The following is a 12,323-nucleotide window of genomic DNA, read 5'->3' on the forward strand; positions in this document are numbered from 1 at the left end:
TCATTTACGGGAACGCATGGATTTTCCACACTGCATGCACTTCTTCTTCAACACACCCGAAAGGAAATCCCCATGACATCCGTACAAGACAACATCCGCGGCAAGGTTGCCATCGTCACGGGCGCGAGCAGCGGGCTTGGCGAATCGACCGCGCGCCACCTGGCCGCACGCGGCGCCAAGGTGGTGCTCGCGGCACGGCGCACCGACCGGCTCGACAAAGTGGTCGCCGAAATTCGCGAAGCCGGCGGCGAAGCGATGGCCGTCGCCACCGACGTGGCGAAGCGCGCCGATTTGGAAAAGCTCGCGGCCGCCACCGTGGAAGCCTTCGGCCGCATCGACGTGCTGGTCAACAACGCCGGCGTGATGCCGCTGTCGCCGATCGAGAAGCTCAAGGTCGACGAATGGGATCGCACCATCGACGTCAACATCAAGGGCGTGCTCTACGGCATTGCCGCGGTGCTGTCGCGCATGCAGGCGCAGGGCAGCGGCCACATCGTCAACGTGGCGTCCATCGCGGGGCTGAAGGTGTTTACGCCGATTGGCACCGTCTACAGCGCGACCAAGCACGCGGTGCGTGCCATCTCCGAAGGGCTGCGCGTCGAAATGGGCAACAGCGGCGTGCGCGTGACCATCGTGTCGCCGGGCGCGGTGGATTCGGAGCTGAAGTTCGGCAGCAGCGACGCCGAGAGCGCGGCCGGGGTGAAGGCGTTCTACGAATCCAACCAGATTCCCGCTGACTCGGTGGCGCGCGCCGTGGTCTACGCCGTCGAGCAGCCCGCGAACGTGGACATCAACGAGGTGGTGCTCCGGCCCGTTTCGCAGGAATTTTGATCCGGGCGGGCGGGGCAGTGGCGGCCCCGCCCCGCACCGATTAACCTTCAACTATAGAAGGACATTGACAGCCAAAATCGCAAAGCGCCTGCAAAATAGAACGACCGTTCGTTTTATTCGGAGCTTCCACGATGTCCGTCAATGCCGTTCCCGCCAAACCGGTCCGCGCCGCCCAGAAGGGCCAGCAGACCAAGGCCGTCATCGTCGACGCGGCGCTGGCGCTGGCGGCGCAGATCGGGCTCGAGGGCCTGTCGATCGGCGCCGTGGCCGAGATCACCAAGATGAGCAAGTCGGGCGTGTTCGCCCACTTCGGCTCGCGCGAGGAACTGCAGATCTCGGTGGTGCGCGAGTATCACGCGCGCTTCGAGCAAGAGGTGTTTTTTCCGGCCCTCGAGGCGCCGCGCGGCCTGCCGCGGTTGCGCGCCATGTTCGCCAATTGGATGAAGCGCACCTCGGCCGAGATCGACTCGGGCTGCATCTACATCAGCGGCGCTTCCGAATTCGACGACCGTCCCGGCCCGGTGCGCGATGCGCTGGTGGAGTCGGTCAGCATCTGGCAGGCGGCCGTCCTGCGCGCCATCGTGCAGTCCAAGAGCGAAGGCCATCTGCGCGCCGACGCCGACGAGCGCCAGCTCGCTTTCGAGGTCCACGGCCTGATCCTCGCGCTGCACTACGAAGCGCGTTTTCTCCAGGTGCCCGGCTCCATTGGCCGCGCCAACGTCGGCTTCGACAACATCCTCGCGCGCAGCGCCACACCTGAAGCGCCGCCGGCCGAAGCGACTGCCGCCAAGGCCAAGCCTTCCGCTTCCCGCCGGCTCAAGCCGGTGCGCTGAGCCCCCTTTTTTTTCGTTCTTCCCTTTTCTTTTTTTCCAGTTTTCGACCAGGAGAGTTCCGGATGCCTACTTACAACCCACCCGTACGCGACATGCAGTTCGTGCTGCACGAAGTGCTCAACGTCGCCGACGAACTCAAGGCGCTTCCGGCCCATGCCGAGACCGATGCCGACACCATCAACGCTGTGATCGAAGAGGCCGGCAAGTTCGCCGCCGAAGTCACGTTCCCGCTCAACATCAGCGGCGACGAAGAGGGCTGCAAGCTCGACAAGACCACGCACGAAGTCAAGACGCCGAAGGGCTTCAAGGACGCATACGCCAAGTACGTCGAAGGAGGCTGGCCCGCGCTGTCGTGCGACCCGGCCTTCGGCGGCCAGGGCCTGCCGTTTGTGGTGAACCAGTGCCTGTTCGAAATGCTCAACAGCGCGAACCAGGCCTGGACCATGTACCCTGGCCTCTCGCACGGCGCATATGAAGCCCTGGTGGCCCACGGCACCGACGAACAGAAGAAGACCTACCTGCCCAAGCTCACGAGCGGCGAATGGACCGGCACCATGTGCCTGACCGAACCGCACTGCGGCACCGATCTGGGCCTGTTGCGCACCAAGGCCGAACCGCAGGCCGACGGCACCTATCGCATCACCGGCAGCAAGATCTTCATCTCGGCCGGCGAGCACGACATGACGGACAACATCATTCACCTGGTGCTGGCGCGCCTGCCCGATGCGCCGAAGGGCAGCAAGGGCATCAGCCTGTTCGTGGTGCCCAAGTTCAAGGTCAAGGCCGACGGTTCGCTCGGCGAGCGCAACCCGATCTTCTGTGCCGGCCTGGAGCACAAGATGGGCATCCATGGCAACGCCACCGCGCAGATCGTGATCGAAGGCGCCACCGGCACGCTGGTGGGCGAGCCCAACAAGGGCCTGCAGGCCATGTTCGTGATGATGAACGCCGCGCGCCTGGGCGTGGGCAACCAGTCGCTCGGCCTGACCGAAGTGGCCTATCAAAATGCGCTGGCCTACGCCAAGGACCGCACGCAGATGCGTTCGCTCTCCGGCGTGAAGGCCAAGGACAAGGAAGCCGATCCCATCATCGTGCACCCCGACGTGCGCAAGATGCTGCTCACGGCCAAGGCGTATGCCGAAGGCGGCCGCGCGCTGCAGATCTTCTGCACGATGCTGCTCGACAAGGAGCACAACCATCCCGACGAGAAGGTGCGCAAGGACTCGGGCGAACTGGTTGCGCTGCTCACGCCCATCGTCAAGGCCTTCATCACCGACAACGGCCACATCGCCACCAATGCCTGCATGCAGGTGTTCGGCGGCCATGGCTTCATCAAGGAATGGGGCATGGAGCAGTTCGTGCGCGACAACCGCATCAACATGATCTATGAAGGCACCAACACCATCCAGTCGCTCGACCTGCTGGGCCGCAAGGTGCTGGGCAACAACGGCGCATCGCTCAAGAAGTTCGGCAAGCTCGTCGCCAAGCTGGTGGAAGAAGAAGGCGTGAACGAGAAGATGGCCGAGTTCATCAACCCGATTGCCTTGCTGGGCGACCAGCTCACCAAGTTCACGACCGAGATCGGCTTCAAGGGCTTCCAGAACCCCGACGAAGTGGGCGCCGCCGCGGTGGACTACCTGCGCGTGGCCGGGCACTTCGTGTTCGGCTACCTGTTCGCCCGCATGGCTCAGGTGGCGTTGCGCGAAATTGCCGCCGGCAACACCGACCCGTTCTACGTTGCCAAGCTGCAGACCGCGCGCTTCTACTTCGCCAAGCTGTTCCCCGAAACCGCGACGCTGATGCGCACCGCGCGCGCCGGCAGCAAGGTGTTGATGGACACCGAAGCGGCGCTGGCCTGAGGCTGCTGTCCTTCTTCATCGTCCAGCCGGGAGCTCAATATGAAATCGTTGTTTGCAGCCATCGCGTTGGCCGCTATCTCTGCCACAGCCATGGCCCAGAGCACCCCGGTGGGCCTGTGGCGCAACGTCGACGACAAGACGGGCGAGGTCAAGGCCGAGATCCGCATCGGCGAATCCGGCGGCGCGCTCATCGGCCGCATCGAGAAGTCGCTCCGGAAGGACGCCAGGCCCGACGCGATCTGCGATGAATGCAGCGACGACCGCAAGGGCAAGCCCATCACCGGGCTCGACATCATCCGCGGCGGCAAGAAGGCCGAGGGCAAGGACGTCTGGGAAGGCGGAAAAATCCTCGACCCGGAGAACGGCAAGGAGTACCGCGCGAGCTTCACGCCCATCGACGGCGGAAAGAAGCTCGAAGTGCGCGGCTACCTGGGGCCCTTCTGGCGCACCCAGACCTGGAATCGTGTCCAGTAGACCGCCGCGTTTTCAATCCAAGAAATACCAATCAACATGTCCCGATTTCAAGTGAAGAAGGTCGCCGTGCTCGGCGCCGGCGTGATGGGCGCGCAGATCGCCGCCCACCTCGTCAACGTGCACGTGCCCGTGGTGCTGTTCGACCTGGCGGCCAAGGACGCGACCGGCGCTGTCGCTCAAGGTGCAGCGAAGAACGGCATCGTCACGCGCGCCATCGACAACCTCAAGAAGCTCAAGCCCGCGCCGCTCGGTGACGTGGCCGATGCGGTGCTCATCGAGCAGGCCAATTACGAGGACGACCTCGCCAAGCTCGGCGAGTGCGACCTCATCATCGAAGCCATTGCGGAGCGCATGGACTGGAAGCTCGATCTCTACAAGAAGATCGCGCCGCACGTCGCCAAGCATTCGATCCTGGCCTCGAACACCTCGGGCCTTTCGATCACCAAGCTGAGCGAAGCGCTGCCCGAAGCCCTGAAGCCGCGCTTTTGCGGCATTCACTTCTTCAACCCGCCGCGCTACATGTTCCTGGTGGAGCTGATCAACACGCCCACCACGGAACCGAAGGTGCTCGACGACCTCGAGGCCTTCGTCACCAGCACGCTCGGCAAGGGCGTGGTGCGCGCGCACGACACTCCCAACTTCATCGCCAACCGCGTCGGCATCGCCGGCATGCTGGCGACGCTGAAAGAAGTGGAAAAGTTCGGTCTCACGCCCGACGTGGTGGACGACCTCACCGGCAAGAAGCTGGGCCGCGCGAGCTCGGGCACCTTCCGCACGGCCGACGTGGTGGGCCTGGACACGATGGCGCATGTGGTCAAGACGCTGCAGGACAACCTCGATGAGAAGAGCGATCCGTTCTACGCCAACTTTGCGACGCCGCCGGTGCTTGCCAAGTTGCTCGAGCTCGGCAACCTAGGCCAGAAGACCAAGGCCGGCTTCTTCAAGAAGGCCGGCCGCGACATCCTGCGCTTCGATCTGAAGAGTGGCGATTACGTGCCCGCCGGTGCCAAGGCCGACGAGGTGTATGGCCGCATGCTCAAGAAGCCCGCGGGCGAGCGCCTGAAGCTGTTGCGCGAGAGCGAAGGACCGCAGGGCCAGTTCCTCTGGGCCATCATGCGCGACAGCTTCCATTACGCCGCCGTGCATCTGGAGACCATTGCAGAGAGCGCGCGCGACATTGACTATGCGATGCGCTGGGGCTTCGGCATGAAGCAGGGTCCGTTCGAGCTCTGGCAGGAAGCCGGCTGGGCGCAGGTTGCCAAGTGGGTGCAGGAAGACATCGACACCGGCAAGGCATTGAGCACTGCGCCGCTGCCCAAATGGGTGTTCGAAGGCCCAGTGGCCGAAGCGGGTGGTGTACACACGCCCGAAGGCTCGTGGAGCGCTTCGCAGAGCAAGTTCGTGCCGCAGCGCAAGCTGCCGGTGCATGACCGCCAGTTGTTCCCCGAAAGCGTGCTCGGCGCGAACGCGGCCGATGCGAACACCGCAGGCACCACGATCAGCGACGAAGGCGACGTGCGCGTGTGGACGCTCGATGGCGAAGTGCTCATCGCGAGCATCCATTCGAAGATGCATGCCATCAGCCCCGATGTGGCCGAGGCGCTCGGCGCCGCGGTCGACCTGGCCGAAGCCGAATACAAGGGCCTCGTCATCTGGTCGCCCGATGAGATGTTCTCGGTAGGCGCCGACCTGCAGGCAATGCTGCCGGCCTTCGTGGTCGCCGGCATCGGCGCGGTCGAAGGCGCGGAGGAAGAACTGCAGAACGTGATGCTCAAGATCCGCTACGCGAGCGTGCCGGTGATCTCGGCCGTACGCGGCATGGCGCTGGGCGGCGGCTGCGAGTTGGCTGTCTATTCGTCCAAGCGCGTCGCGGCGATGGAAAGCTACATCGGCCTGGTCGAAGTGGGTGTGGGCCTGATCCCTGGCGCGGGCGGTCTGACCTACATCGCACGTCGTGCGGCCGAAAACGCCGCGGCCTCCACCGGCAACGACCTCCTGCCGTTCCTCACCGAAGGCTTCACCGCCGCGGCCATGGCCAAGGTCGGCACAGGCGCGCTCGATTCGAAGAAGCTCGGCTACCTGCTCGATAGCGACGTGATCGTGCCGAACAAGGATGAGCTGCTCTACGTGGCACTGCAGCAGGCCAAGGCCATGGCCGACGCCGGCTACCGCGCGCCGCTGCGCCGCAGCTTCCGCGTGGCGGGTCGCAGCGGCGCCGCGACGATCAAGGGCCAGCTGGTGAACATGCGCGACGGCGGGTTCATCAGCGCGCATGACTTCCACATCGCGAGCCTGATCGCCAACGTGGTGACCGGCGGCGACGTGGACGCGGGCTCGCTCGTGACCGAGGAGTACCTGATGACGCTGGAACGCAAGGCGTTCTGCTCGCTGATCGTGCATCCGAAGACGCAGGAGCGGATCATGGGGATGTTGAGTACGGGGAAGCCGGTGCGGAACTGACCTGCATTTCTCCTTCCCCCTCCGGGGGAAGGCAGGGATGGGGGCGATCTCCAACCAGACACGATGCGAAACCAAGCCACACCGAATGCCCGCGCGAACGCACAAGTGCTTCGCCGCGAGATGACCGAATCGGAGCGAAAGCTCTGGGGCGGCCTGCGCGGCGAGCAGTTGGGCGTCAAGTTTCGCCGTCAGCATCCGCTCGGCAACTACATCGCTGACTTTGCATGCCTGGAGCCGAAGCTCATCGTCGAACTCGACGGCTCTCAGCACCAGACGCAGCAGGGTTACGACGCGAAACGCGAAACCTTCCTTCGCGAGCATGGATTCGAGGTACTGCGCTTTGCGTCCAACGAACCGTTCACCAATCTTGATGGGGTGCTTCAGGCGATTGCCAATCGGCTCGACCTGCTGACGCCGCCGGCCCCCATCCCAGCCTTCCCCCGGAGGGGGAAGGGGCAAGAAAATCCAGGAGCTTCTTCATGAGCAGCAAACAAATCCAAGACGCCTACATCGTCTCCGCCACCCGCACGCCCATCGGCAAATCCCACCGCGGCTACTTCCGCAACTACCGTCCCGACGACCTGCTCGCCACCACGCTCAAGGCCGCGCTCGCCGCCGTGCCGGGTCTTGACCCGAAGGCCATCGAAGACATCATCTGCGGCTGTGCGATTCCGGAATCGCAGCAGGGTCTCAACGTCGCGCGCATCGGCGCGGTGCTGGCCGGCCTGCCGACCAGCATCGGCGGCATTACCGTCAACCGCTTCTGCGCTTCGGGCCTCTCTGCAGTGCAGATGGCCGCGGACCGCATCCGTGTCGGTGAGGCGGACGTGATGATCGCGGCCGGTGTCGAAAGCATGAGCATGGTGCCGATGATGGGCAACTCGCCGTCTCTCTCTCCCTCGATCTTCGAGCGCGAAGGCGACGTCGGCATTGCCTACGGCATGGGCCTCACGGCCGAAAAAGTCGCTCAGCAGTGGAAGGTGAGCCGCGAGGCGCAGGACGAGTTTGCGCTCGCCTCGCACCAGAAGGCACTGGCCGCGCAGAAGGCCGGCAAGTTCACGGATGAGATCACGCCCATCGAAGTGACCGACCGCACGCCGAACCTGGAGACCGGCGAGTCGATCGCGAAGACGCGCACGGTGAACCTCGACGAAGGCGCGCGCCCCGACACTAGCCTCGAAGGCTTGGCCAAGCTGCGCACCGTGTTTGCCGCGCGTGGCACCGTCACGGCCGGCAACAGCTCGCAGACCTCCGACGGCGCGGGCGCGCTCATCCTTGCGAGCGAGAAGGCCGTGAAGCAATACGGCCTCACGCCGCTCGCGCGCTTCGTGAGCTTTGCGAGCAAGGGCGTGCCGCCGCACATCATGGGCATCGGCCCGATCGAGGCGATTCCCGCTGCGCTGCGCTATGCGGGGCTCAAGCACGAGGACATCGACTGGTTCGAGCTCAACGAAGCCTTTGCCGCGCAATCGCTCGCAGTCATCAACACGCTGGGGCTCGATCCGTCGAAGGTCAACCCGATGGGCGGCGCAATCGCGCTGGGCCATCCGCTCGGCGCGACCGGCGCCATTCGCGCGGCGACCGTGGTGCACGCGCTGCGCCGTGAAAACCTGAAGTACGGCATGGTCACCATGTGCGTGGGGATGGGGCAAGGCGCAGCGGGCATTTTCGAGCGGGTCTGATCGGCAACGCGCGAGACACGGCGACGAGTGTCGGCACACGAAGGAGACACTTCATGCAGATGCAGCAGCTTCCAGTTGGCGAGGGCGTGCAAGTCGCCGTACGCCGCTACGATCCGTCGAGCGAACCGCGGGCGACCATCGTGATCGGCGGCGCCATGGGCGTGCGCCAATCGTTCTACGAATCCTTTGCGCAATGGCTCGCCGGGCAGGGTTTGCGCGTCTGGACCTTCGACTACCGCGGCAGCGGCGATTCGCGCAACGGCGCCTCGCTGCGCGGCTTCGAGGCCGACCTGTTCGACTGGGCGCGCGACTACGAGGCGGTGATCGACACCGCCAAGGCTGCGCTGCCCGGGCAGCCGCTCTATCTTCTCGGCCACAGCCTCGGTGCCCAGCTGCCGGGCTTCCTCAAGCGGCCGGAGCAGGTCGATGGTCTCGTCAGCATCGCCGCGGGAAGCGGCTATTGGCGCGAGAACGCGCCCAAGCTCAAGCGCAGCATCCTCTACTTCTGGTTCGTGCTGGTGCCGCTGGTCACGCAGCTGTGCGGCTACTTCCCGGGCCGCAAGCTCAAGAAGGTCGGCGACCTGCCGCGCGGCGTGATCCTGCAGTGGCGGCGCTGGTGCCTCCATCCGCGCTACAGCGTCGGGGCCGAAGGCGAGCGCGCGTTGCAGAGCTACGGACGCGTGCGTTTTCCGGTGCTTGCGCTGTCGATCACGGACGACGAACTCATGACGCTCGCGGGGACCGAGAGCCTCCTGAGCTTCTATGCCGGCGCGCCGAGCGCGGTCCAGCGCATTGCGCCGGCCGACGTGCAGGCCCGGCGCATCGGCCACTTCGGCTTTTTCCGCGAGCAGTTCAGCCAGAGTCTCTGGCCGAGTTTGCTCGACAAGCTGCACCGGCTTACGGCACTTACCGCGGTGCAGCAAGCCAGCGTCCCGCACACGACTGCGTGACGCCATCCACCGGAGGCACACTGCAACCATGAGCACGCACCCCTTCGACAAAGCCATCGCGCTTGAGCACAGCGACATCCGCGCTGGCAACTTCACCGGCGCCACGAGCACCGACTACTGGAACATGGTCGGGCCCTTCGGCGGCACCACCGCGGCCATTGCGCTGCAGTCGGTGCTGCGGCATCCGGACCTGCTGGGCACGCCCATTGCACTGACCGTCAATTTCGCGGCCGCGCTGGAGGCAGGCGCTTTCGACGTGCAGGCCACCGCCGTGCGCACCAACCGTTCGACCCAGCATTGGACCATCCAGATCACACAGGCCGGCGCAGACGGCGAGCCGAACATGACGACCACCGCCACCGTGGTCACGGCCGCACGGCGCGAGACCTGGAGCGCAAGCGATATGCCGATGCCGGAGGCGCCCACTCCTGAGTCAGTCGAGCGCCTCAGCATCGGCCCCTCGGGCGTGGCCTGGCTCGACCGGTACGAGATGCGTCCGTTCAGCGGCGGCATCCCTGCAAAGTGGGACGAGAGCCTGCACCACAGCGAAACTCGGATGTGGCTGCGCGAAGCCCGAGAGCGGCCGCTCGACTTCTGCTCGCTGGCCGCAATGAGCGACGTGTTCTATCCGCGCGTCTGGCTGCGCCGCGCAACGCGTGTGCCGGCGGGCACGGTCTCGATCACCACCTACTTTCATGCCGGACCGGCGCAGCTGGCCGAGGCCGGCACGGGCTACCTGCTGGGCCGGGCGGTGGGGCAGCAGTTTTTCAACGGCTTCTTCGACCAGGCGGCGCATCTGTGGAGCGAGAAGGGCGTATTGCTCGCGACCTCCAACCAGATCGTCTACTACAAGGAATAGCGGGAGCATCCCATGCAAAAGACCGCACTCATCGTCGGAGCCGGTGACGCCACCGGCGGGGCCATTGCACGCCGCTTCGCGCGCGAAGGGTTCGCCGCGTGCGTCACGCGCCGAAGCCTGGACAAGCTGCAGCCGCTGGTCGCGCAGATCGAGGCGGACGGTGGCCGCGCCCATGCCTTTGCCTGCGATGCGCGCAAGGAAGAAGACGTGGTCGCGCTGGTCGAGCAGATCGAATCGACCATCGGGCCGATCGAGGTGATGGTCTTCAACATCGGCGCCAACGTGCCCGAGAGCATCCTGACCGAGACGGCGCGCAAGTACTTCAAGGTGTGGGAGATGGCCTGCTTCTCGGGCTTTCTCAACGGACGCGAAGTCGCAAAACGCATGGTGGCGCGCGAACTGCCGAAAGGCGGGCATCGCGGCACGATCATCTTCACCGGCGCCACGGCATCGCTGCGCGGCGCGGCCAACTTCGGCGCCTTCTCGGGCGCGAAGATGGCACTGCGCGCATTGGCCCAGTCGATGGCGCGGGAGCTGGGTCCACAGGGCATTCACGTGGCGCACGTAGTCGTCGATGGCGCTATCGACACCGAGTTCATTCGCTCGAATTTTCCCGAGCGTTATGCGCTGAAGGAGAGCGACGGAATCCTCAATCCCGAGCACATCGCCGACAGTTACTGGATGCTGCATTCGCAGCCGCGCGATGCATGGACGCATGAGCTTGATCTGCGGCCTTGGTCGGAGAAGTTCTGAGATGACTTCTTCGATTGGGTGCACCGAGCGTTGTTCAGGGCGCGCTCCCGCCGACGGGGTACCTTACTCCGCGAATGTCCCCCGGCCTGCGGCCTCCTCCTTTATTTCGCTGCGCAAGGCATCCCGCCAGCGGGAGCGTTATTCAGAGCGGTTGGTGATCAGCGGTGCACCAGCAGCGCCCAGAACAAAAGAACCGACAAGGACACACCCATGACCAAATCCGTCGACTTCTATTTCGACTTCGGCAGCCCCGCCGCCTACCTGGCCGCGACGCAGCTGCCGCACGTGTGCGCCGACACCGGCGCCCAACTGGTCTGGAAGCCCATGCTGCTCGGCGGCGTGTTCCAGGCCACCGGCAACCGTTCGCCGGCCGAGGTGGTGCCCAAGGCGCCGTACATGACCATCGACTTGCAGCGCTTTGCCAAACGCTACGGCGTGCCCTTCGTGCACAACCCGTTTTTTCCCATCAACACCCTGCTGCTGATGCGCGGCGCCACCGGCGTCCAAATGAAGGAGCCAGCGCGCTTCGGCGCTTACGTCGACGCCATCTTCCATGCAATGTGGGTCGAGCCAAAGAACATGAACGACCCCGCTACCGTCGGTGCGGTGCTTCAAAATGCGGGCTTCGACCCCACTGCGCTGCTTGCGCTGGCCGGCTCGCAGGAAGTGAAGGACCGCCTGAAAGCCATCACGCAAGAGGCCGTGGAGCGCGGCGTGTTCGGCGCGCCCACCATGTTCGTCGGCGACCAGATGTTCTGGGGCCAGGACCGGCTGGATTTCGTGCGCGAAGCCCTCGACGCTTGATACCGCGTCGCCATCACCCCGTTTTATTCAAGGACCATTTCCATGACCGACATCCTCGCCCACACCGAAGCCGGTGTGATGACCCTGACCTTCAACCGCGTCGACAAGAAGAACTCGATCACCAGCAAGATGTACGGCGAACTGGCCGATGCACTGGCTGCGGCCGAGAGCGATGCGGCCGTTCGCTGCGTGCTGATCCAGGGTGACCCGACGATTTTCAGTGCCGGTAACGACATCGGCGACTTTCTCAATGCGCCGCCCGCCAGCCAGGATTCGCCGGTGTTTCGCTTCCTGCGCGGCATCGCCACTTTTCCCAAGCCTATCGTCGCCGCAGTCTGCGGCCCGGCCGTGGGCATTGGCACCACGATGCTGTTCCATTGCGACCTGGTCTACGCGGGCGACAACGCCGCGTTCTCCATGCCCTTCGTGAACCTGGGCCTGTGCCCCGAAGCCGCTTCCAGCCTGCTGGTGCCGCAGATGCTGGGCTACCACCGCGCGGCAGAGGCGCTGCTGCTGGGCGAGCCCTTCATGGCCGAGGCCGCGCTCGAAGTGGGCCTCATCAACCGCATCGTGCCGCCAACCGAAGCCAATGCCATTGCGCAGGGTCAAGCCCGCAAGCTCGCGGCCAAGCCGCTGAGCGCGCTGGTCGAAACCAAGCGCCTGCTGAAAAAGGCCCAGATGCCCGCGGTGCTCGAGCGCATGGATGAGGAGGGCGCGAGCTTCGGCCGCATGCTGCGCGAACCCGCTGCCAAGGAGGCCTTCGGCGCCTTCATGGAGAAGCGCAAGCCGGATTTCTCCAAGATCTGAAGGCGTCCCTT

Annotated in this window: 12 protein-coding genes; all 12 read left to right on the plus strand. The window is 65.0% G+C overall.

Annotation, left to right across the window (positions count from 1 at the left end; translation table 11 throughout):
* Window positions 1–72 precede the first annotated feature (72 nt).
* Window positions 73–831 (plus strand): SDR family oxidoreductase, encoded by a 759-nt coding sequence (locus tag J2X92_RS24755; protein ID WP_307579702.1) that lies wholly within the window; start codon window positions 73–75, stop codon window positions 829–831.
* A gap of 131 nt (window positions 832–962) precedes the next feature.
* On the plus strand, window positions 963–1,664 hold the full coding sequence (locus J2X92_RS24760; RefSeq protein ID WP_307579704.1) for a TetR/AcrR family transcriptional regulator: 702 nt from the start codon (window positions 963–965) through the stop codon (window positions 1,662–1,664).
* Between the two features lie 62 nt (window positions 1,665–1,726).
* Window positions 1,727–3,523 (plus strand): acyl-CoA dehydrogenase C-terminal domain-containing protein, encoded by a 1,797-nt coding sequence (locus tag J2X92_RS24765; RefSeq protein WP_307579706.1) that lies wholly within the window; start codon window positions 1,727–1,729, stop codon window positions 3,521–3,523.
* A 39-nt stretch (window positions 3,524–3,562) separates the two neighbouring features.
* A complete protein-coding gene (locus tag J2X92_RS24770; protein WP_307579707.1) occupies window positions 3,563–3,997 on the plus strand; it encodes a DUF2147 domain-containing protein in 435 nt (144 codons plus the stop codon).
* A 36-nt stretch (window positions 3,998–4,033) separates the two neighbouring features.
* On the plus strand, window positions 4,034–6,457 hold the full coding sequence (locus J2X92_RS24775) for a 3-hydroxyacyl-CoA dehydrogenase/enoyl-CoA hydratase family protein (RefSeq protein ID WP_307579709.1): 2,424 nt from the start codon (window positions 4,034–4,036) through the stop codon (window positions 6,455–6,457).
* Between the two features lie 63 nt (window positions 6,458–6,520).
* Window positions 6,521–6,940, plus strand: coding sequence for an endonuclease domain-containing protein (locus J2X92_RS24780; RefSeq protein ID WP_307579711.1), 420 nt, complete (start codon window positions 6,521–6,523; stop codon window positions 6,938–6,940).
* Window positions 6,937–8,139: an acetyl-CoA C-acyltransferase gene (locus tag J2X92_RS24785; protein WP_307579714.1), complete on the plus strand. Its 1,203-nt coding sequence runs from the start codon at window positions 6,937–6,939 to the stop codon at window positions 8,137–8,139. The genes J2X92_RS24780 and J2X92_RS24785 overlap by 4 nt, the downstream gene beginning before the upstream one ends.
* Window positions 8,140–8,192: 53 nt before the next feature.
* On the plus strand, window positions 8,193–9,089 hold the full coding sequence (locus tag J2X92_RS24790) for an alpha/beta hydrolase family protein (protein ID WP_307579716.1): 897 nt from the start codon (window positions 8,193–8,195) through the stop codon (window positions 9,087–9,089).
* 28 nt (window positions 9,090–9,117) lie between these two features.
* Window positions 9,118–9,948: an acyl-CoA thioesterase gene (locus tag J2X92_RS24795; RefSeq protein ID WP_307579718.1), complete on the plus strand. Its 831-nt coding sequence runs from the start codon at window positions 9,118–9,120 to the stop codon at window positions 9,946–9,948.
* Window positions 9,949–9,960: 12 nt separating this feature from the next.
* A complete protein-coding gene (locus J2X92_RS24800) occupies window positions 9,961–10,701 on the plus strand; it encodes an SDR family oxidoreductase (RefSeq protein ID WP_307579720.1) in 741 nt (246 codons plus the stop codon).
* 210 nt (window positions 10,702–10,911) lie between these two features.
* Window positions 10,912–11,505 (plus strand): 2-hydroxychromene-2-carboxylate isomerase, encoded by a 594-nt coding sequence (locus J2X92_RS24805; RefSeq protein ID WP_307579723.1) that lies wholly within the window; start codon window positions 10,912–10,914, stop codon window positions 11,503–11,505.
* Window positions 11,506–11,547: 42 nt separating this feature from the next.
* On the plus strand, window positions 11,548–12,312 hold the full coding sequence (locus J2X92_RS24810) for an enoyl-CoA hydratase (RefSeq protein WP_307579725.1): 765 nt from the start codon (window positions 11,548–11,550) through the stop codon (window positions 12,310–12,312).
* The last annotated feature ends 11 nt before the right edge of the window (window positions 12,313–12,323 follow it).

It is taken from the genome of Variovorax paradoxus, assembly GCF_030811855.1.
Classification (GTDB): Bacteria; Pseudomonadota; Gammaproteobacteria; order Burkholderiales; family Burkholderiaceae_C; genus Variovorax; species Variovorax paradoxus_L.

Excerpts from the sequence above, each read along its gene's own strand:
- J2X92_RS24800 (WP_307579720.1), top strand. The coding sequence starts at position 9,961 with ATGCAAAAGACCGCACTCATCGTCGGAGCCGGTGACGCCACCGGCGGG.
- J2X92_RS24805 (WP_307579723.1), top strand. The coding sequence starts at position 10,912 with ATGACCAAATCCGTCGACTTCTATTTCGACTTCGGCAGCCCCGCCGCC.
- J2X92_RS24795 (WP_307579718.1), top strand. The coding sequence starts at position 9,118 with ATGAGCACGCACCCCTTCGACAAAGCCATCGCGCTTGAGCACAGCGAC.
- J2X92_RS24760 (WP_307579704.1), top strand. The coding sequence starts at position 963 with ATGTCCGTCAATGCCGTTCCCGCCAAACCGGTCCGCGCCGCCCAGAAG.
- J2X92_RS24810 (WP_307579725.1), top strand. The coding sequence starts at position 11,548 with ATGACCGACATCCTCGCCCACACCGAAGCCGGTGTGATGACCCTGACC.
- J2X92_RS24785 (WP_307579714.1), top strand. The coding sequence starts at position 6,937 with ATGAGCAGCAAACAAATCCAAGACGCCTACATCGTCTCCGCCACCCGC.
- J2X92_RS24755 (WP_307579702.1), top strand. The coding sequence starts at position 73 with ATGACATCCGTACAAGACAACATCCGCGGCAAGGTTGCCATCGTCACG.
- J2X92_RS24775 (WP_307579709.1), top strand. The coding sequence starts at position 4,034 with ATGTCCCGATTTCAAGTGAAGAAGGTCGCCGTGCTCGGCGCCGGCGTG.
- J2X92_RS24765 (WP_307579706.1), top strand. The coding sequence starts at position 1,727 with ATGCCTACTTACAACCCACCCGTACGCGACATGCAGTTCGTGCTGCAC.
- J2X92_RS24790 (WP_307579716.1), top strand. The coding sequence starts at position 8,193 with ATGCAGATGCAGCAGCTTCCAGTTGGCGAGGGCGTGCAAGTCGCCGTA.
- J2X92_RS24780 (WP_307579711.1), top strand. The coding sequence starts at position 6,521 with ATGCGAAACCAAGCCACACCGAATGCCCGCGCGAACGCACAAGTGCTT.
- J2X92_RS24770 (WP_307579707.1), top strand. The coding sequence starts at position 3,563 with ATGAAATCGTTGTTTGCAGCCATCGCGTTGGCCGCTATCTCTGCCACA.